The 24,800-nt window shown below is 69.3% G+C and carries 23 protein-coding genes; 5 read left to right on the top strand and 18 right to left on the bottom strand.

Annotated features, from left to right (window positions below; genetic code table 11):
• Positions 1–57: 57 nt before the first annotated feature.
• Entirely contained in the window at positions 58–546 is a 489-nt protein-coding gene (locus ACIBN2_RS13335) for a TetR/AcrR family transcriptional regulator (RefSeq protein WP_399134638.1), read from the top strand.
• Positions 547–923: 377 nt separating this feature from the next.
• On the opposite strand, the gene ACIBN2_RS13330 is transcribed toward ACIBN2_RS13335, so the two are convergent.
• On the bottom strand, positions 924–1,625 hold the full coding sequence (locus ACIBN2_RS13330) for a Clp protease N-terminal domain-containing protein (RefSeq protein ID WP_399134433.1): 702 nt from the start codon (positions 1,623–1,625) through the stop codon (positions 924–926).
• A 140-nt stretch (positions 1,626–1,765) separates the two neighbouring features.
• Here ACIBN2_RS13330 and ACIBN2_RS13325 point away from each other — a divergent pair, with 140 nt between their 5' ends.
• The 4 genes from ACIBN2_RS13325 (at position 1,766) to ACIBN2_RS13310 (ending at position 8,157) form a co-directional block, all read left to right on the top strand.
• Positions 1,766–2,653: a maleylpyruvate isomerase family mycothiol-dependent enzyme gene (locus ACIBN2_RS13325; protein WP_399134432.1), complete on the top strand. Its 888-nt coding sequence runs from the start codon at positions 1,766–1,768 to the stop codon at positions 2,651–2,653.
• A gap of 301 nt (positions 2,654–2,954) precedes the next feature.
• Positions 2,955–4,295 carry an L-lysine 6-transaminase gene (gene lat, locus ACIBN2_RS13320; protein WP_399134431.1) on the top strand — a complete coding sequence of 447 codons (1,341 nt, stop codon included), beginning with the start codon at positions 2,955–2,957 and terminating at the stop codon, positions 4,293–4,295.
• A 74-nt stretch (positions 4,296–4,369) separates the two neighbouring features.
• On the top strand, positions 4,370–5,923 hold the full coding sequence (locus ACIBN2_RS13315) for an aldehyde dehydrogenase family protein (RefSeq protein ID WP_399134430.1): 1,554 nt from the start codon (positions 4,370–4,372) through the stop codon (positions 5,921–5,923).
• Entirely contained in the window at positions 5,920–8,157 is a 2,238-nt protein-coding gene (locus tag ACIBN2_RS13310) for a thiamine pyrophosphate-dependent enzyme (RefSeq protein ID WP_399134429.1), read from the top strand. Before ACIBN2_RS13315 ends, ACIBN2_RS13310 begins: the two co-directional genes overlap by 4 nt.
• Positions 8,158–8,172: 15 nt before the next feature.
• On the opposite strand, the gene ACIBN2_RS13305 is transcribed toward ACIBN2_RS13310, so the two are convergent.
• From ACIBN2_RS13305 to ACIBN2_RS13225, 17 genes are all read right to left on the bottom strand, one after another.
• Positions 8,173–8,340, bottom strand: a complete 168-nt coding sequence (locus tag ACIBN2_RS13305; protein ID WP_399134428.1) for a hypothetical protein — start codon at positions 8,338–8,340, stop codon at positions 8,173–8,175.
• 50 nt (positions 8,341–8,390) lie between these two features.
• Positions 8,391–9,701 carry a hypothetical protein gene (locus ACIBN2_RS13300; RefSeq protein WP_399134427.1) on the bottom strand — a complete coding sequence of 437 codons (1,311 nt, stop codon included), beginning with the start codon at positions 9,699–9,701 and terminating at the stop codon, positions 8,391–8,393.
• 102 nt (positions 9,702–9,803) lie between these two features.
• Entirely contained in the window at positions 9,804–10,790 is a 987-nt protein-coding gene (locus tag ACIBN2_RS13295) for a BtrH N-terminal domain-containing protein (RefSeq protein ID WP_399134426.1), read from the bottom strand.
• Between the two features lie 80 nt (positions 10,791–10,870).
• Positions 10,871–12,658 (bottom strand): carbamoyltransferase, encoded by a 1,788-nt coding sequence (locus ACIBN2_RS13290; RefSeq protein WP_399134425.1) that lies wholly within the window; start codon positions 12,656–12,658, stop codon positions 10,871–10,873.
• Positions 12,655–13,068 carry a pentapeptide repeat-containing protein gene (locus tag ACIBN2_RS13285; RefSeq protein ID WP_399134424.1) on the bottom strand — a complete coding sequence of 138 codons (414 nt, stop codon included), beginning with the start codon at positions 13,066–13,068 and terminating at the stop codon, positions 12,655–12,657. Before ACIBN2_RS13285 ends, ACIBN2_RS13290 begins: the two co-directional genes overlap by 4 nt.
• Positions 13,069–13,083: 15 nt before the next feature.
• Positions 13,084–14,124, bottom strand: a complete 1,041-nt coding sequence (locus ACIBN2_RS13280) for a DUF4872 domain-containing protein (protein ID WP_399134423.1) — start codon at positions 14,122–14,124, stop codon at positions 13,084–13,086.
• A 4-nt stretch (positions 14,125–14,128) separates the two neighbouring features.
• Complete coding sequence (locus tag ACIBN2_RS13275; RefSeq protein WP_399134422.1) at positions 14,129–14,881, bottom strand: DNA alkylation repair protein; 753 nt, start codon at positions 14,879–14,881, stop codon at positions 14,129–14,131.
• Positions 14,878–16,374: a B12-binding domain-containing radical SAM protein gene (locus tag ACIBN2_RS13270; protein ID WP_399134421.1), complete on the bottom strand. Its 1,497-nt coding sequence runs from the start codon at positions 16,372–16,374 to the stop codon at positions 14,878–14,880. Before ACIBN2_RS13270 ends, ACIBN2_RS13275 begins: the two co-directional genes overlap by 4 nt.
• A 6-nt stretch (positions 16,375–16,380) precedes the next feature.
• Positions 16,381–17,220, bottom strand: coding sequence for a carbon-nitrogen hydrolase family protein (locus ACIBN2_RS13265; protein WP_399134420.1), 840 nt, complete (start codon positions 17,218–17,220; stop codon positions 16,381–16,383).
• On the bottom strand, positions 17,220–17,924 hold the full coding sequence (locus tag ACIBN2_RS13260) for a class I SAM-dependent methyltransferase (RefSeq protein ID WP_399134419.1): 705 nt from the start codon (positions 17,922–17,924) through the stop codon (positions 17,220–17,222). Before ACIBN2_RS13260 ends, ACIBN2_RS13265 begins: the two co-directional genes overlap by 1 nt.
• Entirely contained in the window at positions 17,914–19,293 is a 1,380-nt protein-coding gene (locus tag ACIBN2_RS13255; protein WP_399134418.1) for a coproporphyrinogen-III oxidase family protein, read from the bottom strand. The genes ACIBN2_RS13260 and ACIBN2_RS13255 overlap by 11 nt, the downstream gene beginning before the upstream one ends.
• A complete protein-coding gene (locus ACIBN2_RS13250) occupies positions 19,290–20,264 on the bottom strand; it encodes an ABC transporter ATP-binding protein (protein WP_399134417.1) in 975 nt (324 codons plus the stop codon). The genes ACIBN2_RS13255 and ACIBN2_RS13250 overlap by 4 nt, the downstream gene beginning before the upstream one ends.
• A complete protein-coding gene (locus ACIBN2_RS13245; protein WP_399134416.1) occupies positions 20,257–21,036 on the bottom strand; it encodes an ABC transporter permease in 780 nt (259 codons plus the stop codon). Before ACIBN2_RS13245 ends, ACIBN2_RS13250 begins: the two co-directional genes overlap by 8 nt.
• Entirely contained in the window at positions 21,033–21,887 is an 855-nt protein-coding gene (locus ACIBN2_RS13240) for a carbon-nitrogen hydrolase family protein (RefSeq protein WP_399134415.1), read from the bottom strand. Before ACIBN2_RS13240 ends, ACIBN2_RS13245 begins: the two co-directional genes overlap by 4 nt.
• Complete coding sequence (gene mfnA, locus ACIBN2_RS13235) at positions 21,884–23,065, bottom strand: tyrosine decarboxylase MfnA (RefSeq protein WP_399134414.1); 1,182 nt, start codon at positions 23,063–23,065, stop codon at positions 21,884–21,886. Before mfnA ends, ACIBN2_RS13240 begins: the two co-directional genes overlap by 4 nt.
• Before the next feature lies 1 nt (position 23,066).
• Positions 23,067–23,855 (bottom strand): carbon-nitrogen hydrolase family protein, encoded by a 789-nt coding sequence (locus tag ACIBN2_RS13230; protein WP_399134413.1) that lies wholly within the window; start codon positions 23,853–23,855, stop codon positions 23,067–23,069.
• The gene (locus tag ACIBN2_RS13225; RefSeq protein ID WP_399134412.1) at positions 23,852–24,790 is read right to left on the bottom strand and encodes a carbon-nitrogen hydrolase family protein; all 939 of its coding nucleotides are present in this window, start codon (positions 24,788–24,790) and stop codon (positions 23,852–23,854) included. The genes ACIBN2_RS13230 and ACIBN2_RS13225 overlap by 4 nt, the downstream gene beginning before the upstream one ends.
• Between the last annotated feature and the right edge of the window lie 10 nt (positions 24,791–24,800).

Raw genomic sequence — 24,800 nt, 5'->3', positions numbered from 1 at the left:
GTGGTGAGAGCCGACGCAGCGCGCAACCTGGAAGCCGTCCTGACCACCGGAGCCCGCATGCTCGCCGCCGACCCCGGCGCCAGCATCGCGAGCATCGCCGGCGAGGCAGGCGTGGACCGGCGTACCGTCTACCGCCGCTTCGCCTCCCGCGAAGACCTCCTGGCGGCCATCTACGAATCCCGCCTCACGGCCATCGAGCACGCCATCGAAGACGCCCGGCTCCGCGAGGCACCGGTCGCCGTGGCCCTGCACCGCTACGTCGAGAACATCATCACGGTGAACCGCACCTGGCCGGTCGACCTGACCCGCATGCTCGCCGACGACGACGTCCGCGCCCGCCGCGACGCCTCCGTCCACGAAGTCGACGCCTTCCTCCAACGAGCCACCGACGAGGGCCTGTTGCGCCCCAACCTCCCCGAAGGATGGGCCGCCGCGCTCATGCCCCAACTCATGCACCTGGTATCCCGCCAACTCCCCGAACTGAGCGCGGGCCAGGCGGCGGACGTCGTCGTCGACACGTTGCTGAATGGGCTGGGGGCGTCCTGACACACGGGCGTTCGGGCCGCCGTACGGAACCCGTCGTGTGGACGATTCCGGCGCCTGCCCTTGGCCGATGCTGCTGGGATGCGCATGGCGGAAGACCAAGCGGTCAATAGTGTGAGACTTCCTCGATCACGGTCTCGCCGAAGCGCCACGAGCCTCGGTTGCCGAATGCTTCCGCGTGCAGGGGACCCGGCGCAGAGTCCCGGTCCGGACCACCGCAGAGCGCCGTGGGTCAGTCCACCTCACTGACCGGATTCGAAATAAGCCGGCCTATTGGCTACGTCTCACCCGCCGCGCACGACAAGGCATTTGGCGACGGCGGGTGGGACAGCTGTGTAGGTACAGGCCGTGGTGGGGCTGATTGTTTCCCTACTCCGCGACTACTTGTCGCGGGCAGCGAGCCGTTGGGCGATCGCTGTCCTGACCGACTCGTGCAGCTCGTCCGACGTGAAGCCGAGGTTGCGCAGGATCTGGGCGGCGAGGCCCTGCTCGGTGCGGATCAGGCCCAGCAGGGTGTGTTCCGTGCCGACCCAGTCGTGGCCGAGGTCGGCCGCGGCGCGATGTGCCTGCTCGATTGCTTCCTTGCTCTCGGGGCGGAAGGCGATGTGGCCCCGCAGCGCCTTCTTCCCGGCCGGCGCAAGCGCTTCTTCGATCGCCTCGCGGATGCGTTGCTCCGACTCGGTCTTCGCCACCAGCACCTCGTACGCCAGGCCCCGTGGTTCGCCGAGCAGGCCGAGCAGGATGTGCTCGGTGCCGATGGAGTCGTGCTTGTGGGTTCGGGCCGCCTCCTGCGCCAGCACGATGCTGTGCCGGTTCAGGTTGGTGAACCGCTCGAACGCGGCGGGGGTGTGGCGTTGCTGGGCGGCCTGTTTGGACACTCCGATGGCGTCGCCGATCTCGGTCCACGACGCGCCGGTCTGCTTGGCCTTGCTGACGTAGTGGTCGATGAGCTGGTCACCGAGGTCGGAGAGGGTCTGGGCGCGGAGTCGCGCCTCGCTGATGCGGGCCAGTTGGTCGGCCTCGGGGAGTTCCTCGTCGAGCCGTGCGATCAGGTCGGCGAGGCTGATGTCGAGTGGACTCATGCGTCAATCGTAAGTTGACGATCCGCGATCGTCAACTTGTAATTGACGATCGCTCCCCGGAACTCGGGAGCGCGGGAGCGCGGGGCACGTGCAGGCGTATTCGATGGCAGGCCACGGTTCCTGCCTGACAGGCTGTGGCCATGAGTCCCGAGTCCAGCGGCGCGGCCGACGTTTCCTGGCTGGGTGACCCGATCGACGCCCGTGCGATGTTCGGTCCGGAACTCAGGTCGCTGCTCGACACCCTGCGCGGCCTGACCCCTGCCGACTGGAGCAGGACGGCAGCCGGGCACTGGACGGTCCACGACGTCGCCGCCCACCTCCTCGGTGACTACTACGGCCGCCTCGGCCACAACCACCGGAACGGCTTCGCTGAGGGCGAGACACTCGTGGCGTTCATCCACCGCACGAATCAGGAATGGGTCGAGCTGCACGCCGACGACAGCCCTGCTTCGCTCATCGACGCCCTGGCGGAGGCAGGCACCCGGCTCGCCCATCGCTTCGCCACAGCCGACCTCGACGCGACCGCTCTGGGCGTGTCGTGGGCAGGCGTCGACCCTGCGCCGGCATGGCTGGACATCGCCCGGGAATTCACCGAGCACTGGACTCACCGGCAGCAGATCCGCCACGCCATCGGTCTCGACACCGACCCGGACCCGCGCGCCCTGGCCACGGTCCTCGACACCTTCATGCGAGCCCTGCCCCACACGCTCCGCCGCACGTCCGCACCCGTCGGGACGCAGGTCCAAGTGATCGCCGAGGGCTCCGGTGGCGGCAGCTGGGCGGCGACTGCCACGGCGGACCGATGGTCGTTGGCCGAAGCATCGTTGGCCGAAGCACCGTTGGCCGAAGCACCGTTGGCCGAAGCCTCGAGCGACCGACCGACCGCGGCCGTACTGCTGGACACAGAGACCGTCTGGCAGTTGGCAACGCGGGGCATCTGCCCTTCGGACGCCCTGGCCCGCGCCCAGGTGCGAGGAGATCGACGGCTCGCCGAGGCCGCGTGCCAGATCGTGTCGATCATCTACTGATCCGAACCGGCCCTCACCCGAGATCCGGCCTCCCTACGAGGGGGGGTACCTCCATCGGCCCACTTGACCTGCAACAAAGCCCCAGGCCAGGGCTACGCTTCCAGCAGGAAGGTCTCGTCGCCGTAAGCGCCGCCGTCCCCACACCCCCGGACACCCCCGGATCAGCCCCCACCCGACACACTCACACCCACCACTGCACGAAACCTTGCGGCCCCTCCCGTCTCATACCTAAAATATTCTCGCTGATTCTCGCGTTCAACGAAGTTTCTTCGGTAGACGGCTCTCGAGAGTAGGTGGCTTCATGACGGTTGCCGCAGTATCGACGGTCCACCCCGACGAGGTGCACGAGAGACTCGGCCGGCATGTGCTGACCGACGGTTTCAAGCTGGTGCTGGACCCGCTCGCCAGTCGGGGCTCGTGGCTCGTCGACGCGCGCACCGGTGAGAAGTTCCTCGACCTCTACTCGTTCTTCGCGTCCGCCCCGCTGGGGCTCAACGCGCCGGGCATCGTGGACGACCCGGAGTTCATGACCCTGCTGGCGCAGGTCGCCGCGAACAAGCCCGCCAACCCCGACGTCTACACCACGCACTACGCCGAGTTCGTCGAGACGTTCGCCCGGGTGCTGGGCGATCCGGAACTGCCGCGAATGTTCTTCGTCGAGGGCGGCGCGCTCGCCGTCGAGAACGCGCTCAAGACGGCGTTCGACTGGAAGAGCCGCCGCAACGAGGCCGCGGGCCGCTCCCCCGAGCTCGGCACCAAGGTGCTCCACCTCCGCAAGGCGTTCCACGGCCGCAGCGGCTACACCCTCTCGCTGACCAACACCGAGCCCAACAAGACGGCCCGCTTCCCGCAGTTCGACTGGCCGCGCATCGACGTGCCCGCCGTCCGCTTCCCCCTCGAGCGCCACCTCGCCGAGGTCGAGGAGGCCGAGCGCGCAGCCCTCCAGCAGGCGCGGCAGGCGTTCGAGGACAACCCGCACGACATCGCCTGCTTCCTCGCCGAGCCGATCCAGGGCGAGGGCGGCGACAACCACATGCGTCCGGAGTTCCTGCAGGCGATGCAGGCGCTCTGCCACGAGTACGACGCCCTGTTCGTACTCGACGAGGTGCAGACCGGGGTCGGGATGACCGGCACGACCTGGGCCTACCAGCAGCTCGGCCTCGAGCCGGACATCGTCGCCTTCGCCAAGAAGGTCCAGCTCGGCGGCATCATGGCCGGCCGCCGCGTCGACCTGGTGCCCGACAACGTCCTCCAGGTCTCCGGGCGGATCAACTCCACCTGGGGCGGCGGCCTGGTCGACATGGTCCGTGCCCGCCGCATCCTGGAGATCATCGAGAGAGACGATCTGGTGGCCAACGCCGCTGCCGTGGGAGCGTGGTTCCAGACCGAACTACGTGATCTCGAAGCCCGGCACACACCGGTCGCGTCCAACGCCCGTGGACGCGGGCTGATGTGCGCCATCGATCTGCCGGACGGCGGCGTCCGCGACGACGTGGTGCGCCGGCTGCGAACCGAGGAGCAGGTGATCGCCTTGCCGTGTGGTGAGCGTACGGTGCGCTTCCGACCCGCCCTGTCCGTCACCCGCGACGAGCTCGGCTTCGCCCTGCGGGCCCTCGACCGGGTCCTCGCCGGCCTGCGCTGACCGCCCCCGCTTCCGTCCGCGTCTCAGCCACCCTCGCCCCGAAGAACACCGCCCCGCCGACAAGGAGCAAACACATGGCCCGTTCCGTCGCCTCGATCGTTGCCGGCCATCCGGTCGCCGGCGCTCCCGGCGGGACTCTTCGGCGCCCCAATCCAGGTCGTACCGCCGAAGTGGTCACCGAGGTGTCACTCGGGGACGCCTCGACCTTCGTCGACGCCGCCAGGGCCGCGAAGGAGGCTCAGCGTGCCTGGGCGGACGTCCCGGCGCCGGTGCGCGGGTCCGCGATCGGGAAGATCGGCCGGCTCGTCGAGGCGAACAAGGAGCGGCTCGCCCGCATCGTGACGGAGGAGATCGGCAAGCCGCTGGCCGAGGCGCTCGGCGAGGTCCAGGAGATCATCGACACCTGTGACTTCTTCCTGGGCGAGGGGCGCAGGCTCTACGGCCAGACGGTGCCGTCCGAGATGCCGGACAAGCAGCTCTTCACCTTCCGCAACCCCATGGGCGCGGTCGCGGTGATCACCGCCGGGAACTTCCCGGTGGCCGTGCCGTCCTGGTATCTCGTGCCGGCGCTCGTGACCGGCAACACCGTGGTGTGGAAGCCCGCCGAGTACGCCGCCGCCAGCGCCAGGGCCCTCTTCGAGCTGTTCGTGCACGGCGGCGGCCTGCCCGACGGCGTACTCAACCTCGTCCTCGCCGACGGCGAGCAGACGTACGCCGGTCTGGAGTCCTCCCTCGACGCCGGGCTGATCGACAAGGTCGGCTTCACGGGCTCCACGGTCGTCGGCCAGAAGATCGGCGCTCTGTGCGGACGTCATCTCCAAACTCCCTGCCTGGAGTTGGGCGGCAAGAACCCGCAGGTGGTCGCGCCGAGTGCGCAGCTCGACCTGGCGGTCGAGGGGGCGTTGTTCTCCGGCTTCGGCACGGCGGGGCAGCGCTGCACCTCCCTCGGCACGCTCATCGTGCACGAGTCGGTGCACGAGGACTTCCTCGCCCGTTTCGACGCCGCGAGCCGCGCGGCCCGGGTCGGGGACGCGTTCGAGGACGTCCTCTACGGCCCGATGCTCGACGAGCGCTTCGCGCAGCGCTACGAGACCTTCCTCGGCTGGATCAAGGACCATCACCGCACGTACGGCTCCGACGGCGTCGGACGGATCACGGCCGCCAACCCGCGCAAGGGCTTCGTGGGCGACCCCGAAGCGGGCATGTTCTACCACCCGGTGATCGTCGACGGAGTGCGCCGCGACGACGACCTGTTCCTCAACGAGACCTTCGGCCCCATCGTCTCGGTGACCACCTACCGGACCTTCGACGAGGCCCTCGAACTGGCCAACGCCCACGGCTACGGCCTGTCCGCCGCGATCTACACCACCGATCCGCACGAGGTGTGGACGTACCGGCGCGGCATCTCGGCAGGCATGGTCAGCGTCAACAACACCACCTCCGGGGCCGAGGCGCACCTGCCCTTCGGCGGCAACGGCAAGTCGGGCAACGGCAGTCGGCAGTCCGGGCAGTGGGTGCTGGATCAGTTCACCCGCTGGCAGTCGATGAACTGGGACTACTCCGGCCGTCTGCAGAAGGCCCAGATGGACGTGGCCACGCTCGAGCCCGATCTCTCGTTCCGCCTGTGAGCACCGTGGAGGAGCTGGACGGCCACTTCCGCGAGGCGGTGGTGGCCGGTCCGCGGTCTCCGGACGCGCCGGTCCGGCTGTCCGACGCGAGCGGACTGGACCGCCGTACCGCACTCGACCTGTTCGACGCCCAACTCGCAAGCAGACAGACCGACTTCGCCGCCCGCTGGATGCAGCAACAGGGCCGGGGCTACTACACCATCGGATCGAGCGGCCACGAGGGCAACGCCGCCCTCGCCCTCGCGCTGCGCCCCACCGACCCGGCCCTGCTGCACTACCGCTCCGGCGCCTTCTACGCCGCCCGCGCCCGCCAAGCCTCCGGCGACGGCGACGGCGAGAGCGATCCCGAGAGCGACAGCGGCGGCATCGACGCGATCAGGGACATGCTGCTGGGCGTGGCCGCAGGAGCCGACGAGCCGATCGCCGGCGGCCGGCACAAGGTCTACGGCCGTCGCGAACTCGCCGTCATCCCGCAGACGTCGACGATCGCCTCCCACCTGCCACGGGCCGTCGGGGTGGCATGGAGCATCGCCCGCGCCAAGCGCCTCGGCACGGAGTGCGCCTGGCCCGCGGACGCCGTCGTCTGCTGCACCTTCGGCGACGCCTCGGTCAACCACTCCACGGCAGCGGGCGCCATCAACAGCGCCTGCCACGCGGCCTATCAGGGCCTGCCGATGCCGATCCTGTTCGTCTGCGAGGACAACGGACTGGGCATCAGCGTCCCGACACCGCACGACTGGGTACGGCAGACCTACGGCAACCGCCCCGGCCTCGCCTACTTCCCCGCGGACGGCTGCGACCCGCGAGCCGCCTTCGACACCGCGCGCCAGGCCGCGGCCCACGTGCGCAGGAACCGCCAACCCGCCTTCCTGCACCTGTCGATGGTGCGCTACCTCGGCCACGCGGGCTCGGACGCCGAAGCCGCCTACCGGACGCCGTCCGAAGTCAGCGCGGACCTGGAACGCGACCCCCTGCTGGCCACGGCCAGGCTCCTCACGGCGGCCGGCATCCTCACCCCGCAGCAGGTCCTCGACCGCTACGACGAGGTGGGCGGACGGGTGTTCGCCGTCGCCAAGGAGGCTCTGGAGAGCGAGTCCCTGACCAGCGCCGAGCAGATCGCCGCGCCCATCGCGCCCCGCCGCCCCGCCGTCGTGGCGACGACGGCACGCCGTACGAGCGAACCTCCCGCCGCACCGGTGGGCGAGCCCGTCACCGTCGCCCAGTCCATCACCCACACACTCGCCGACCTGCTCGGCACGCACCCGGAGATGGTCGTCTTCGGCGAGGACGTGGGCCGCAAGGGTGGCGTCTACGGCCTGACCCGGGGCCTTCAGCGTCGCTTCGGCACCGCCCGGGTCTTCGACACCCTCCTCGACGAACAGTCCATCCTCGGGCTGGCGTTGGGGGCGGGCCTGTCCGGCCTGCTCCCGGTCCCGGAGATCCAGTACCTCGCCTATCTGCACAACGCCGCGGACCAACTGCGGGGCGAGGCGGCCACGTTGCAGTTCTTCTCTCAGGGCCAGTACCGCAACCCCCTGGTGGTCCGCATCGCCGGCTACGGCTACCAGCGCGGTTTCGGCGGCCACTTCCACAACGACAACGCGCTCGGCGCGCTGCGCGACATCCCCGGCCTGGTCATCGCCTCCCCCTCCCGTCCCGACGACGCCGCCGCGATGCTGCGCACGTGCGTGGCGGCGGCGAAGGTGGACGGTACGGTCTGCGCCTTCCTGGAGCCGATCGCGCTCTACCACACGCGGGATCTCCACGAGAAGGGCGACAACGCCTGGCTCGCCGCCTACCCGCGACCGGCACAGCACGTACCGATCGGCCGGGCCCGCACCTACGGCACCGGCACGGACCTCACCGTCGTCACCTGCGGCAACGGCGTCCCCATCTCCCTACGAGCGGCACGCCGCCTGGAGCAACAGGGCATCGCCGCCCGGGTCGTCGACCTGCGCTGGCTGTCCCCCCTCCCGGTCGACGACCTGCTCCGGGAGGCCCGCGCGACGGGCCGCGTCCTCGTGGTCGACGAGACCCGCCGTACCGGAGGCGTCTCCGAGGGAGTCGTCACCGCCCTGGTCGACGCCGGATTCACGGGTACGGTGCGCCGGGTCACGAGCGTGGACAGCTTCGTCCCGCTGGGGAAGGCGGCGCAGTTGGTGCTGGTGTCGGAGGGGGACGTGGAGCGCGCGGTAGGTGATCTGCTCTCAGCGGGACCGGACGCTCGTAGCTGACGATCGAGTCGTGGTCTACTTGCTGAACTTCACCGGCCGGCGCAGCACGTCCCTGATGAGCCAGCGCAGCTTGCGGGCCCGTGGGGTCTCAGTGGAGTAGCTGGTGGTGAACCTCATGTCGTCCGCGGTACGTCCCAGTGGCGTGCCTTCGGGCGAGTACCGCGTGGGGGGCTGTTCGACCATCCCTCTATCCTACGGATTCGGAGACCCGGTCCGCCCGCCGCGGGACGAGATCAAGACTCGTGATCGCGCCCCGGCCGCGGGCTTCGCGAGAGCCAGAGGTCGCGATTGCCCGCGATCAGCACGCGCCCGTCCGCGAGGGTGACCGCCGCGCTCGGGGGGTCCTCGCCGCAGCCGAGGCCGCCGCGTTTCCAGCCCGTGGTCGTCCCGTTGCCGACCCAGACGGAACCGCACAGCACTGTGCGGGTGTTCGGCTTGGACTTGGGGCGAGGGGTCGAGCCGACCAGGACCGGGTGACCGGCGGAGTCGACGGTCGCGGTCGTGATCTCGCCGGTCCCCATGGCCGAGGTGTCCATCCGGGTCCAGTGGGTGCCGTCCTGGCTGGTGAGCACCAGCGGGAGGGAGTCGTAGAAGGCGCCGGCTTTCGCGTAGCCGCCCACGGCGAACCAGTGGCCCGACGCGTACAGGACGCGGCGCACTTGTGTGCCCGGTGGCGTCCCGGTGATGGCGCCGGACGTCCAGTGGGCGCCGCCGTCCGCGCTGTGCCAGAACGGGATCGTGCCCGAGGAGTGGAAGTCGTAGGCGTTGGTCGCCGCCGCGCCGAAGGCGACGACCTCCCTGCCGTGGACGCCGAAGTCGCCCACGGGCGTGGACGGTTGACCGCCGTCGATCGTCGGCAGCGGCACGCGGCGCACGGTCTTGCCCGCGTCGTCGGACGCGAACACGTACGGAGACTCCACCTGGTCGACCGTCTGGCCGCCGCCGATCAGCAGGCGCGGGCCGACCTTCACCGCGGTGTTCACCGAGGCGTCGTCCGCGGTCTCCTGCTCGGGGTGGGTGTTGAACGTCAGCGGCAGCGTGGCGAGCCGGGACTGCTCGCCGTGCGGTGCCCGGTGGGTCAGAGTGGCGCCGACACCGATCAGGGAACCGTCGTCCCACGGCACCACCACGTCGCCCGGCAGGCCGCCACCGAGCCAGCCGCTGCGCATGGAGTACGGCACGTCGGCCTCGTCGTCGGCACCCGGCTTCGGGGTGATCGAGAGCTTCGAACAGCCTTGGGAACCAGTCCAGTTGACGTTCACATAGTGGTATCCGTTGGCGAACGTTCCCTCTCCCAGGGCGCAGTCGCCCAGCGGCACCAGCTGGCGCAGGCCCTCGCGGGGCGCCACGTACCCCTTGTTGTGCGGGCCGGTCACCGACGGGTAGTCCACCGCGCCCGCGTACTTCTTGAACCCGAGCTTTGTCGCGCTCGTGTCCTCCGTGCCGGTGTCCCCTGCTCTGATCTTGCCGCAGCCGCCCATTACCAGGACCGCGCCGGTCACAAGGCTCGCGACGGCGGCGAGTCTCCCCCCGCGTGTTCTCATCGCTGCACGCTACTGGAATCGAACGCGTGACGCCCGGAGTTGCCATCGCCTTCGGGGTCGCCGTCGTCCTGCGGGCCGCCCGCTCCGGGCCGGGGTCGTGGGTCAGCTCGACAGTTCCAGGAGGCGGCCCATCAGGTGCTGTTCCTCCTCGGCGGCCTCGTGCACCAGCTTCGACGCGCTGTGGAGGGATTCCCGCGACGACTCGGCTCCGGCTTCCTGCAGGAGGCCGGCCACCGCGGTCCACTTCTTCGCCACCTCGCGGTAGGCGTCCGAGGTCTCCTGGAAGGCGTCGTTGCCGGTGAGTTCGGCGGTCTCCGCCAGGAAGTCCGCCCACATCGCGCGGAACAGGCCCCCGCCCGTTCCCGCGTCCTCCATGATCGTGCTGATCTCGGGGAGGCTGTCCGCGGGCGTCTCGAGGTCGTCGAGCCACTGCGGCATGAGGTCGGCGACCTTGTGCATGCCCTTGTATCCGAAGTTGGAAATCGGCGGATTCAAAATGTTCTCCGCCGCCATTTTGATGCCTTTACGGGCGGCCTCCCCAAGGTCGGGCAGGCCGCCCTTCTGGCGGGCGAGGGTGAATGCGCGGTTGCGTGAACTCATCGGGCCGCGCGCGTTGCGTGCGGTCGTGAGGGATTCGCCGGTGGCCCATTGCAGGCCGAGCGGCTGCGTTTCGACCAGGGCGAAACGGTCGTCGTCGTGTCCGACGCAGGCGACATAGTGTGCCGCGAACCGGAAGTCGTCGGTGGAGTAGTCGAGGAAGTAGCGGTCGAGCTTGAGACCGACGACGGTTCCGGATTCAAGCTCTTCCAGCAACTGTTCCCTCGCCCGTTTCACCGAGGAGGTCTCGTGCACGGACAGCCGCAGGTTGAGCGCGTCGGCGAGATGGGCGGACAGTGTGTCGGGCTTGATGCGGCCGCCGACGAACGGCGTCGGCATCTGCTTCGTCCGCCAGTAGATGAACGACAGGCCACCGGCGATACCGAAGACCAGTGACTCCGACAAGTCGATCTCCTGCTGCCGCAGCAGATTCACGAGGGTGGTCGACTCGCAGTGTTTACCGACGAACGGGTCTGCCTCTAACAGCGACACTTGTTCACCTCTCCCTTTCTCCGCGTGGATCGTAGCGCAGCCTCCTTAAGGGCCGTCGGCGTCCGGGGCCGGAAAGGCGTTCACTCGCTCGAAGCACGCGAGACAAGGAAGTTGCCGAGGAACAGATGATCCATCTCCGTCTTGAGGAAGCAGGCCAGAGCGTCGGCGGGTGAGCAGACGATGGGTTCGCCGGCGACGTTGAACGAGGTGTTGATCAGACAGGGAATGCCGGTGAGCTCGTTGAACTGGCGCAGCAGTTCGGCGAGGAGCGGATTGCTGTCCTCGGTGACCGTCTGGATCCGTGAGGTGCCGTCGACGTGGCAGGCGCCCTGGATCTTCTCCTGGTACTCGGGCCGTACCGGGACCACGAAGGTCATGTACGGCGAGGACGTCTTCTTGCCGAGTTCGAAGACGTCGGGTGCGAGGTGCTCGAGGACCACGGGGGCGAAGGGCCGGAACTGCTCGCGGTGCTTGATGCGTTCGTTGATGATGTCCTTGATGTCGGGGAACCTCGGATTGGCCAGGATGCTGCGGTTGCCCAGGGCGCGCGGCCCGTATTCGAGACGCCCCTGGAACCATCCGATGACGCATCGCTCCCGCATCAGGGCCGCGGCCTCGCGGGGCACGTCCTCGGGGTCCAGTTCCCGCCAGGTGACCTGGTCGGCGTAGTGCTGGAGGGCTGTCTGGATCTCCTGGCGGCCGTAGCTCGGGCCCAGGTACGGTGACCGGCCGGCCCGGGGCGGTGTGCCGGCCTGCCGGCTCGCGAACAGGGCCGCGCCGATGGCCACGCCGACGTCGCTGGCGCCGAAGCTGACGTCCAGCTCGGTGAAGCGTGAACGCTCCAGCAGCTTGCTGTTGTTGACGCAGTTCAGGGCGAGTCCGCCCTCGAAGATCACGCGGGGGAGGTCGCTGCGGGCTTCGAGGGTGCGGATCTGTCCGGCGGTCACCGTCTCGAGCATGTGCTGTGCCGCACTGGCCACGCGGACCCGGTAGTCGAACTCCTCACGGCATTCGGCATTTCCGCCGAAGATACGGTCGAAGAGGTCGTAGTAGGCGGGTACGGCGTTGGCCGGGTAGGGAATCCGGTAGGTGCCGTCGGGGCAGATCTCGACCACGTCCGTGAGGAACGGGTTCGGCTCGGGCGGCGGGCCGTAGCCGGCCAGTCCCATCACCTTGTACTCGTCGTTGTTCGGGACGAATCCGAGGTAGCGCGTCACCACGGAGAAGAGCATGGCCAGCGAGTGCCGTGAGTCGATGGTGACGTCGTCGAAGATCTTCGCCTCGCCTTCGCGCACCTCCCCCATGATCGACGACAGCCATTCGGCGCGGCCGTCGCTGACGAGAAAGGCCGCGTCCCCGGCGCCCGAGAGGTGATATCCGGTCATCAGGTGCGCGATGTGGTGCGGGACCCGGAGGAGTTTCTCCGGGCTCAGCCGGTGGCCGGTGTATTCGAGGAAGTCGGCCTGGGTCGCCTCCTCGCTGAACAGTGCCGCATGGGTTTCCGCCAGGCGCTGCAGGCGGGCGAACTTCGCCTCGACGGTCGCCGTGCGGTCCTCGGTGATCTCGGCGATCATCTTGTTCACCACGTCCTGGGAGAACTGCCAGGAGAAGGCGAAGGTGTCGACGTCGTCGAAGGTTATCCCGGCCGATTCCAGGCACCAGCGCATCGCGTTGACCGGGAATTTCGAGGTCTTCTTCTCCCGGTTGAGCCGTTCCTCCTCGACGGCGGCGACCAGCTTCCCGTCGATGACGAGGGCGGCGGAGGAGTCGTGGCCGTACAGCAGGTGGCGGTCGATGCCGGTGGCGCGAAAGAGGCGCCCGAAGATTTCCGCAGACTTGCCGAATCCGTTGTAGCCCAGAATGATCACGAGGGGCTCCTTTCGCCAGGCCAGATCGTGAGGTAGTCCGAAATCACGGCGGACCGCCGGAAGTTGGCGTCCAGCTCGGCGCCGGTCAGGTCGGCTCCGCTGAGGTCCGCGCCGTCCAGATTCGCGCCGACGAGCCGGCAGTCGTTCAGTTCGGTGAGGATGAGGTACGCCTCGCACAGGTTGGCGCCTTCCAGATTCGCGCCTCGCAGGTCGGCGTTCATCAGGTACGACTCGCTCAGTACGGCGTCCGTGAGGTCCGCGCCGGCGAGTTCGGCGCCCCGCAGGTCGGCGCCGTGCAGTGCCGCCTTGCGCAGGTCGGGCCGGAACGGGCCCTGCGCCCGGCGCCTTCGGGCATGCTCGTTCCAGCGTTCGGGGCCCTGGAGCAGTACCGACTCGTCCTCGGTGGGCATGTATCGACCTCGCGGCTACAGGGTGGTGAGCGCGGTCAGCGCCCGCTTCTCGATGTCCATCGCGGACCGTGCCGTGTCGGCCACGGCGTCCACGAGCGTTTTGAGTTCGTCGCGCGCGGTGGCGGTGGCCCCGGCTGCCAGCAGTGCGGAGCCCAGGGTCGACCACAGCCGGCCGCTCTCGTGGAACTGTTCGGCGGCGTCGGCGTAGCGTGCGTCGCCGGTGCTGTCGGCCATCCGCGTCAGGTAGCGGCCGATCATCGGGCGGAACAGGCCGCCGCCGGTGCCGAACGACTCGATCTGCCGTCCCAGGTGCAGGAGTTGACGGGCCAGTGCGTCGGTGCGCACCACCTGTCCGGCCAGGTCGACGTCCTCGACCTCGCCGTGCTTGGACTGTGGCCAGGACGGTGCCGTCGTGGCCAGCAGCTTCATCCCGGGGATGCCCAGGTTCCGGCTGCCCGGTCTGAGGATCTCGCGGCACAGGTTGCGGACGGCGACCGGGCCGACGAGGTTCAGCCGCGGTGTTCGGCGCGGGGCGCCGAAGACGTACACCTTCCAGTCCGGGTTCAGCGGCGGCGAGTCGCGGCTGGAGCGGGCCGCCTGCAGTTCGGCCGCCGTGACGGAGACGGGGTCGTCGAAGGCCGCATCCGACACCTCGAAGGCGTCGGTGCCGAGGGGGCGGACGACGTTGACGAAGTACCCGCCGAAGGAGGAGCGCCCGTCCAGGCCCCAGTACGGGAGCAGGCCGAGGTCCACCCGGGCCATGACCGCCGGGGCCGTCTCGAGCAGCTTGGCCAGGCCCGCGGCGGTCTTCGGGGTGTGCAGGGCGACCTCGACGCCCATCAGCCGCGCCGCCCGGAGCGGCATGATCGCCTGCTTGCCGACGGCGATGTCCGGGGCGTTGCCGTTGGCCGGGAAGAACGAGAAGCCGAAGCCGGCGTCCAGCCCGAACACGACCTCCTCGTCCACCGCGTGTCCGGCGGCCGCGAGCAGGGCGCATTGGCAGGCCGTCTCGCAGTGGGTGCCCCGCCGGTGGACGTAGCGGCCGGTCGTGGTCATCGCGTCACCCCTGTCCCAGTGCCATCAAGGACCGGCGCAGCGGCGGGTCCATCTTCTGCACCGCGTACCGGAAGGTGTCGCGGGGCATGTCGGTGTGCCAGGTGCGCAGGAACTCGGCCACGTCGTCGGGATGGGCCTCGGCGGTGACCTTGAGCAGCCAGCCGCAGCCCTTCTGCACGTAGACGTCGTCGTCGTGCATCAGCCGGGCGCAGTTGCCGAAGACGTGCGACGTCGGCAGCTCGAAGAACGTCCGGCCCACCTTGCGCCGGACGAACTTCACGACCGCCACGTTCGCGGCGCGTCTGGCCCACGGGGAGGGGGACTCGACCCAGCGCCGGGTCTGCGGGATCAGGTCCAGGTGCCCGAGGAAGAAGGGATAGAGCAGTTTCAGGCACAGGTCGTCGCACTGCGCCCAGTTGGACACGTACGTCGCGAGCCAGTGTGCGCAGCGGTCCAGCAGTTCGCCGCCGAGTCCGGTCCTGGCGACCTTGTGCAGGACGGCGAAGCCGAGCAGCACCTCCTCGTGGTACTCGGCACGCGCCAGCACCGCCTCCGCCAGGGCCAGCCGCGTCGGCGCGGGGGTGTCGCGCCGATCACGGAAGTAGTCGGTGGTGATCTCGGCGACGGCGGCGTTGCCGACTCCGAGCGCCCGGACGTCGTGGGGGAAGTACCGCTGCATTCCCGCCGCGAAGTCCGGATCCGCCCGGGAGGCCAGCGTCTTGAGCAGCACGTCGGCGGCCGCCGCGACATCCGTCATGAGGTGCCGATCGTGAGTTTGAGCGGCTGGGTGGCCGGCCTCGGCGCGCGTTCCAGGCGCGGCTTGCCCTGCATGACGTAGTCGTATTCCTGCTGCATCTCGACCACGGCCCGGATGGTGTCCTTGGAGCGGTCCGCCAGGTTCTGTCCGCCCAGGCCCCACCACAGGTACCAGTTCTTGTGGCTGAGGTAGGCGTCGCGGACGAAGTCGAGCGTCTCGCGGTCCTCGAGGATGGCCGGTTCCACGTAGAAGGCGGGGACGAACGTGCCCTGGCCCTCCCGCAGGATGCCGGCCTTGACGGCCTGGCGCTGGAGCTTGGTGCCGCTGAGGATGCGGATGCCGAGGTTGGCGTAGATCTGGGCCGGGTTCAGGTATCGCTCGGTGAACCGGATCGACTCCCTCAGCGCCTGCGGGGTCTCCCCCGGCCCGCCGAGGAAGATGCAGTGGGTGTGCTCGATCGGGCTGGCCGTGAAGAGGCGGTCGATCTCCAGGACGCGCGCCATGTCGAAGCCCTTCATCAGGTCCGACAGGGCTTCGTCGGTGAGGGCGTCGGTGCCGAGGTCCACCCGGATGCAGCCGGCCGCGTGCAGCAGTTTCACGAACTCGGGCGTGACCGCGTTCGGTGTCAACTGGCAGTACCAGGGCACGTCGAGCTTGGCGCGGATCATCTCCTCGCACACTTCGGCCGCGTACTCCATGGGGTAGTTGAAGGTCGCGTCGACGATCTCGAACTCCCGCACGGCCGGGTTCTCCGCCATGGCCCGCTGGATCTCCGCGACGACCTCGGCCGGGTCCTTGAACCGGTCGCCCTTGCCCTCGGTCTTGCGGATGATGCAGTACGAGCAGAACAGCTTGCAGCCCCGCTTGGTCTGCAGGGTCTCGATGGCCGGCTGGTGGTCGCGGGTGAGGTCGGAGGCCGCCGAGACGCCCTCCTCGAAGTAGCGGGGGTCGTAGACGGACCGGTCGGGCTCCAACGCCCCCAGGTCGAAAGCGGAGTTGGACTGGTTCTGGCAGAACCTGCCGTCGTCGTCGAGGTAGCACAGGCCCGAGATCGACTCCCGGCGTCCGCCGTTCTGGAGGTGGTCCAGCAGCTGGACGATGCCGGCCTCGCCCTCACCGGCGATGCCGTAGTCCGGCTGGGCGTACTCGAAGAAGGACAGCGGTTCGACCGAGAAGCCGGATCCGCCGAGGACGACGGTGGCGCCGGTGTACTTGCGTACGCACTGGACGATCTTCTCGGTCATAGGGCCGAAGAAGACCGGGTCGATGAAGGTCAGGTTGTCCAGGTTGCGTACGGCGATGCCGACAACGTCGTAGGTGTTGCCGGTCAGCCTTTCCCGGACCGCCTTGAGTTCCCGGGACTCCCACAGCAGGTCCAGGACGTCGACGTCATGTCCGGCGTGTTTGAGGGCGGCGCTGATGTAGGCCATGCCGATCGGCAGGGCCGGGCGCGGCACCCGGATCTTGTTGGTGGAGATGAGCAGCACTCGCATGGGACTTCACTCTCCGAGCTGCCAGTACGTCGCCGGCTTCAGGTCGCCGGTCAGGGTGGCCTTGGTGCGGTAGCGGCGCATGCGGTCCAGGTCGATGTCGACGACGCCGACGCCCGCCTCCTTGCCGAGGTCCACCATGCGTTCGTCGCCGTCGACGAAGTCGAATCGTTCGGCCTCCAGGAACAGCGGGTCCGCCAGGATCTGGCTGCGCCCCATGTAGCCGAAGCCCGCGTACAGGTTGGTGCCGATGCCGGACGCGAACGCGATGATGCATTCGGCGTCGACCGCCCTCACCGGCAGGCGCATGTTCGCCACGTACGCGAACATCTCGGGCACCAGCGCGGAGCACACGATGATGTCGACTCCGCGGCGGCAGTACTCCCGCGCGACCTCGGGGAAGTTGATGTCGTAGCCCTGCATCAGGCCGATGCGCCCGAACTCGACGTCGAAGACCGGGTATTGGGTTCCGCCGGAGAGGTAGCGGGCCTCCAGTTCGTGGCAGTGCACGCGCCGGTAGTGGCCGAGCAGGGTTCCCTCCGGGCCGATCAGGACCGAGGTGCTGTAGTACTTGCCGTCCTCGCCGCGCTCCAGCAGGCCGGCCACGATGTGCGCGCGGGCCCGCTTGGCCTGTTCGCACAGGAAGTCGGTCTCCGGCCCCGGGACGGGCACCGACACGTCCGCGACCTCGAGGATGTTGCCGGAGGTGGAGAAGGCCTCGGGCAGGCAGATCAGGTCCGCCCCCTGCTCGGCGGCCTCGCGGATGTAGTGCTCGGCCCGGCGGAGGTTCTGGGCCGGCTTGCCGAGTTTGGACTCCATCTGGACGACGGCGATCGTTGTCCCGGGCATCACGGGCTCACCGGCTCGAGGGGACGCGAGGAGATCACCAGGCCGAGGTCCTCCTCGACCACCTGCCAGTCGGTCAGTCCGGCCTCCTTGAGCAGTTCGGCCGCCTCCTCACGGGTGTACGCGGCCTGCAGCGAGCGCATGAACTCCTCGCCGCCCTCCTTCACGAACTGCAGGATGAAGGTGATGTGCCCTTCCTCGGCGTGCCGGTTCATGTCCTCGATGATCACGACGCCGTCGGGTTTGCAGATCCGGGCGCACTCCTTCAGCGTCTCCACCGGCCGGCGCCAGCGGTGCAGCGAGGAGAACGAGAACACGATGTCCGCGGAGTCGTCCGGGAACGGCAGCCGGCTCAGCTTGGCCATCTCGAACTCGACGTCGCCGGCGGAGTTCGCCCACACGGCCAGGGTCAGGTTGTCCTCGGCGACGTCGACGAGGTTCTGGTTCTCCTCCACTCCGGACACGGCCAGGTCCGGCAGTTTGCCGGCCACGTGCAGCGACAGCAGGCCGGTGTTGAAGCCGACCTCGACCAGGTCGGTCATCCCCTCGCGGACGTGGGCCAGGATGCGGTCGCTGGGCCGCTTGTACGCCATCAGCGCGGATCGGCGCATGCCTAGGTCGTAGAAGCGCACCTGGTCGATGTCGTCGTGCGGGGAGGGCTGCGGCACGCGGTCGCTGAGGTTGAGCAGTCGGGTCTCAGTGGTCATGGCCGACCTCCTCGGCCTTGGGCCGGGTGGTGAGCTGCAGCGGGATGGGCTGCGAGGAGATGAAGTTGGAGATGTCCGCCCCGAGATGCTGCGGGTAGCGGCGGTACTCCGGCGAGTAGAACGCCTTGGAGATGTTGTCCAGGTAGTACCAGCCCTTGGGGCCGGTCACCTCGATGCCGTGCTCGTCGGCGGTGATCAGTTCCTTCTCGATCAGGTCGTCGATCTCGGCGCGGAACATCTCCATGAAGTCGACGCCGTGGATGCGGCGGAACCGCTCGCGGTTGACCCGCCCGGCCTTGACGCCGAGGACCATCGAGCGGCGGATCGCCTCGGACTTGGTGATGTGCTTGCCCATGGAGATGGGCAGCCGGCCCTCCATCACGGTCTGGATGTAGCGGCCGATGTCGGGCTCGTTGAAGTACCAGTGGTCGCGCAGGTGCCCGGTCGCGGTGGGGCCGAGCGGGATGATGGGGATGTCCTCGCTCCACGACGTCTCGCCGTACTTGGGCTGGTAGCCGGGCTTGGCGAAGCAGTCGCCGTAGTAGCCCAGGAAGCCGTTCTTGGAGAGCTTGTCGGCGGCGAACAGGAACATCTCGTCGACGACGGCCTTCTCCGGGACCGGCGGCAGCTTCCTGCGTTTGGTGGAGACCTGCGCGAACTCCATGTACGTGTAGAACGAGACGCAGGTGACGCCGAGTTCGATGGCGACGTCGAGGCTGTGCTCCCAGCTCTCCATCGTCTGCCCGTTGATGCCGTGCATCAGGTCGATGTTGATGTTCTCGAATCCGCACCGGCGCAGCAGCCGGATGCTCTCCTTGAGCATCTCGGGGTCGTTGGGGCGGCCGATGTTCTTCAGTTCCTCCGGCACGAAGGTCTGCACGCCGAGGCTGATGCGCCGGATGCCGCGTTCCAGCAGGACGTTGGCCTTGCGCTCGCTGATGTCGACCGGGGTGGTCTCGATGGAGAAGTCGGCGTCCGCCTCGACGTTGAGGCTGCCGAACAGGTGGCCCAGCAGTTCGTCGAGCTGCGGTGCGGTCAGCGCGGTCGGGGTGCCGCCGCCGATGTAGCCGAGGGTGATGACGTGGTCCTGGACGTAGGGCCGGCCGGCGTAGTTGGTGATCTCCGCCTTCAGCGCTTCCAGGTAGGTGCGGGTCAGGTCCCGGTCGGTCTGGTGCTTGATGTACGGGCAGCTGAAGCAGAGCCGGTTGCAGAACGGGATGTGGACGTACACGCCCATCGGCTTGCGGGCGAACACCTCCTCCTCGTTCACCGGCACGTGCTTGGTCGGGTACTGCCGCACCCACTCGCTGTCGCGTTCGGGATATTCCTTCCAGAACGGCATGCTCGTGGTCGTGGTGGTGATGCTCATGCGAGGTCCCCCAGTTCGACTTGATCGACGATGGAACGGACGACGTCCGCCAGGGTGGGCTGGAAATAGGACGCGGAGCGCAGGGGCAGGCCGGCGGCGTGGGCACGGGCGACCAGCGCGGCCAGCGTGCCTTGGTGATCACCGTCGGGCAGGTCGAGTTTCACGCCGTGCTCGACGGTGTGGACGGCACGGATCAGGCCGCGGGTCGTGGCCTCCTGCTCGGCCCAGACGTGCAGCGGCGCGAGGTGCGCCTCGCTGAAGGCCTCCAGGATCAGGCTGGAGCGCTCGCCCCACCGGGTGACGGCGTCGAGCGAGGCGTCCTGGACCTGGTGGCCCTGGTGCAGCACCACCACCGAGTCGGCCAGCGCGAGGAGTTCGTCGCGGTGATGGCTGGCGAACAGCACGCCGACGCCGTCCTTCTTCAGGCTCCGCAGCAGCTCCAGCAGCGTCTCGCGCGCCGTGGGGTCCAGGCCCGTGGTCGGCTCGTCGAGGATCAGCAGGTCGGGCCGGTGCGCGACGGCGCAGATGACGTGCAGCTTGCGCTGGCTGCCGCCGGACAGCGAGCGGACGTACTGGTGGCGGTACTGCTCCAGGTCCGCCAGGGCGATCAGCTCCTCGTACCGGCCGGGGTCGGCCCGGCGGAGTTTGAGCTGGTGCTTGACGTACGTCTCCACGGTGACGCCGTCGGGCAGGTCCTTGGCCTGCTGGACGTAGCCGATGTGGCGGCCGACCTGCCCCCAGCGCCGGGGCGGGGTGCCGCAGATGCGCACCTCGCCGGCGGCCGGGCGCAGCAGGCCGGCGACGAGCCGGATCAGGGTGGTCTTGCCGGCGCCGTTGGTGCCGATGACGGCCACGCCCTCGCCGGCGGCCACCGAGAAGTCGACGCCGCGCAGCGCGAAGTCGGGGCTCACCCGGTAGGCGAGCCGGGAGACCGACAGCACCGGTGTGGCGGCGCTCGTGGGGTCAGCCATGGCCGATCCTCCTGCGGAATGACCATGCGGCGATGCCGACGGCCAGGAACGAGTACGCCACCGCGAGGGCTGTCGAGGAGGCGGAGACCGAGAAGTGCGGCGAGGTGGCGGCGCGGAAGATCTCGACGTGCACCGCGAGCGGAAGCTTGGCGAAGACGTCGCCCAGCGTCCCGAGGTTGGTGAGCGGGAAGAAGATCCCGGCGAAGTACATGAGCGGGATGACGATGATGTTCACGACCGCCGGGAAGGAGATCTCGTTGGTGTAGGTGGCGACGAGGATGCCGAGCCCGGCGAAGGCCGTGCAGGCGGTGAGGAAGCCGAGCAGGAACAGCGGCACCGACTCGATGCGGGCGTCGAAGACCCCGACGCCGAGCAGGACCACCAGCACGAACTGGAACAGGCACTTGAGTACGACGCCGACGAGCCGGGCGAGCAGGAAGCCCGAGTACGACAGGGGCGAGAGGATCAGGTCCTCGATCGTGCGGCGGTTGCGGTCGATGATGACCGTGTAGCCGACGGTGTAGGTGCAGCTGAACATGATCCCGGCGCCGATGATGCCGGGGAAGACGAAGCCGAAGTAGTTGGCCGCCGTCGGGGCCGGGCTCACCATCTGGTCGGTCGCCGCCCCGAAGGCCAGCACCATCGACACCGACGTCAGCAGCGTCGAGATCGCGAACAGGCGGTTGTCGAAGAACTGCCGCATGTCGATGGCGACGAGTCCGAGGACGTCGCCGAGCCAGCTCGACTCCGGCTGCACACGCATGGTCCTCATCGAGCGCGGCTCCCGTGGGTGGTGGTCCAGGTCGACCGCAGGTCGTCGTGGAAGGGCAGGGCGGCGCGGGACTTGCGCCGCTGCCGCCAGTGCACTTCCGCGTCGATCACCGTCTCGTGCGAGCCCGGGCCGGCCTCGGCGAGGATGTCCGCGTCCGGGTCCTGGCGGGCGTCCTGCACCAGGCCGTCGACGATCATGCTGTGGCCGAGGTAGGTCATGTTCGCGAAGCGGTTCTCCCCGACGCCGCTGGCGAAGACCAGCGCGCACTCGTTGTCGGCGGCCCGCGCGCGGCAGATCGAGCGCAGCGGGTGCGAGAACGGGCCGAAGAGGTTCGCCACGCAGACGACGAGGTCGGCGTCCTGGGCGAGGTAGTGCCGGCTCGCCTCGGGGAACCGCAGGTCGTAGCTGACCTGCAGGCCGATCCGGCCGACCGGTGTGTCGATCACCTCGCCCGGCGAGCCGGTGGAGACGTACTCGGCTTCGCCCGCCCACACGCAGGCGCGGCGGTACCAGAGAAGCGGTTCGCCGGTGGGGCCGACGAGCACGGCGGCGTCGTAGACGTCCCGTCCGGACGACAGCAGCACCCCCGCGGCGATGTGCATCCCCAGGGTGCGGGCCTGCTCGGCGAGGAACTGCACGACGGGGCCGTCCTCGGCGGTCGCGTCGGTGCGCAGGGTGGGGAAGTTGAGGCCGGTGGCGAACGTCGCCGGCAGGCACGCCAGGTCGGCCTCGCGTTCCCGCGCGGTGGACAGCAGCTTGGCGGCCCGCGCCAGGTTCTCCTCCCGCTGCCCGGGCTCGATCCGCATCTGCAGGGCGGCCAGCCGGGTACCGGGGCCACGGAAGAGGCTCATCGCAGCGCCGCCTCGGCGGCGACGTGTGCACGCGCCCGTTCCAGTACGGGGAGGAACTCGTCCACCATCTTCGCCGTCACGTGCCGGGTGACGACCAGGCGCAGGGTTTCGCCGAAGCGTTTGGAGGTGGAGACGATCCAGCCCCAGGACTCCAGCAGCTGCGAGATCCGGGCCGCGTGCTCCACCTTGACCACCACGATGTTCAGCTGCGGTTCGGTGGCCAACTCGTGCCCGGCCGCGCGCAGTCCGGCCACCAGGTGCTCGGTGACCTCGAAGTTGGTGCGGGTGATGGCCGTGAAGCCCTCGCGCCCCAGGTGCTCCAGCACCGCGTAGGTCGAGATCGCGGCGGAGCCCGGGCGGGTGCCGAGCAGGGTGTTGTGCACGGGTGTGTCGACGAAGAACGAGTCGAACGCGAAGCGTCCGGCGTCCTGGGCGCCCCTGAACAGGATGGCGCCGGCCGGGACGTTGGCCAGCCCGTACTTGTGCGGGTCGATGGTGATCGAGTCGACGCCGTCGACGGTGAAGTCGAACTGCGGCAGGTCGTAACCGAGTTCGCGGGCGAAGGGGATGATGAAGCCGCCGGTGGCCGCGTCCACGTGCAGGTGCACGTTCCGTCCGCAGAGCGCAGGTGCGATCTCGTCGACCGCGTCGACCACCCCGAACTCGCTGCTGCCCGCGGTCGCGACGACCGCGACGGTGTGCTCGCCGATGCGCCGGGCGACCTCGCCGGGCGGCAGCCGCAGGTCCTCGTCGACGGGGACGACGACGGGGGTGAGGCCCAGCAGGCCGAATATCTTGGTGAAGGAGAAGTGCACGGTGCTGCTGACGACGACTTCGGGCCGGTCGGTCAACTGCCCCCGGGCGCGCGCCGATTCCCGGGCCACCAGCATCGCGATCAGGTTCGCCTCGGTTCCGCCGGACACCAGGTTCCCCGATCCCCCGGGGTTGCCCAGCAGGTCGAGCAGCAGCCGCACGACCTTGCGCTCGATCCGCTTGGTGCCGCGGAAGATGCGCACGTCGCCCAGGTTGGTGTGCGCGGCGGCGGCCGCCATCTCAACGCCCAGCGGGTGGGGTTCGGTGCAGATGGAGTTGAGCACCCGGTTCCACGGCACGTCGTCCGCCAGTTCCGTCGCGATCCTTCCTCGGACGTCGGAGGCGGGAAGTCCGGCGTTGCGCATCTCAGCTCCCCTGCACCGTGAGGTCGGTGTAGAGCTCGGTACGGCGCGCCCACAGCCCGAACCAGAGCGTCTGCTGGAAGCGCAGGTCGGGTTCGCGCAGGTGCCGGATCTTCTCGACGTCCCAGGGGGCCTGGAGGATGACCTCGTCGGTGCCGGCCTCGGCGGCGAATCCCTCGGGCAGCGCCACGGCGCTGCCCCCGCCGCAGCGCTCGCTCAGCGCACCGGCGAAGGCGATGGCGACGGTGTTGATGGTCGCGATGCCCCACACCGCGGCGCGCTGCGCGGCCTGCTGGGTGCCGTCGAGGGACCCGGCCACCAGCAGCAGGTCCGCGCCGGCCAGGCATTGGATGCGCGGGGGTTCGATCAGCCAGAAGTCGGGACCGAGGAGCACGCCGACGCGGCCGTACGGCGTCTCGACGACCGGGAAGTCCTCGCCGGTGCCGGTCGTCCCGTCGGGCAGGACCTCCCGCTCCACCTGGGCGCACACCGATCCGTTCGGGTCCAGCAGCCGGGCCACCTGCATCAGGGCGCCGTCCGGCCGCTCCTCCGGCCAGGAGCCGGTGAGCACGTAGGCGCCCCGGGTCCGCGCCAGGGCCGTCAGGCGGTCCAGGCACCGCTCGCGCAGGTGCCCGGGCAGGGCCGAGACGTCGTCGCCGGTGGTGAAGACGTTCTCGGGCAGGACGACGAAGGAGGCGTCGTCGCTCACCCGGCTCTCCAGGTCGTCGAGGACGGCGGCGGCCGTCGCCTCGGGGGTCGCCCGGCGGGCGTGCTGCGCTACGAAGATGGTCACGGACGGGTCCCCTCACTGGCACTGGTCGCGGCGACGGTTCGGCCCCGGTCCGGGCCGCCGCCCCCGGTCAGGCTCGCCCGCAGTTCCTCGGCGAGGTCCCGGTCGGCTCCGACGTACGGGGTGAGCAGCCTCTGGTAGGCGGCCGGCCTGCGCAGCCGCTGCCAGCGGTGGCCGTCGCCGGGCGCGGGCTCGTCGATGTCGACGACGAGCACCTCCGGCTTGTCGCTGCCGGCCTGTGCGATCACGCCCTGGGGGAGCGCGACCAGGCTGGTGCCCGCGAAGTGGATCTCCACGAGCCGGTCACCGCGTTTGCCGCGGACGACGCCGACCGAGCTGGCGTAGACGATGTTGACGTCGTTCAGGTACGCAGCCGTGCGCAGCGCGTTCACCATCAGCGGCTGGTTCTGGCCCAGCGTGCCGCCCGGCACGAAGATGGTCCGCGCGCCGGCCAGCGCCAGCATCCGGATGACCTCCGGGATCCAGAAGTCCGAGCAGACGGCGATGCCGATCTTCCCGAACTCGGTGGACATGACGCCGAGGGAGTCCGCCTGGCGGCACACCACCATCTCGTTGCCGAACGCGTGCGCCTTGACGGCGTGTCCGGTGATGACGCCCTGCCGGTCGATCAGCAGGGACGTGTTGCGGTACATGCCGTCCTGCGTGTCCTCGACGATGGAGCCCAGCAGGATGTGCGTGCCGAGCGTGCGGGCCAGGGACTGGAAGCCGTCGACGACCGGCCCTGGGATCGGTGTGTCGGTCCGCCCCTTCAGGCCGTCCTGACCCGGCATGTACCACGGCGGGCCGAGCAGGAACTCGGGAAAGCACACCAGGTCGATGTCGCCGCCGCGGCAGACGTCCTCGATCGCCTGATGGGCGTTGCGCAGGCCGTCCTCATGGTCGTCGACCCATTGGGTCTGTACTACCGCTACCCTCATACGTCTTGTC

The sequence above is a fragment of the Streptomyces sp. NPDC050534 genome (genome assembly GCF_044457745.1).
Lineage (GTDB): Bacteria > Actinomycetota > Actinomycetes > Streptomycetales > Streptomycetaceae > Streptomyces.
Note: the sequence above shows the minus strand (reverse complement) of the source record. Positions and strands in the feature narration are given on the sequence as shown.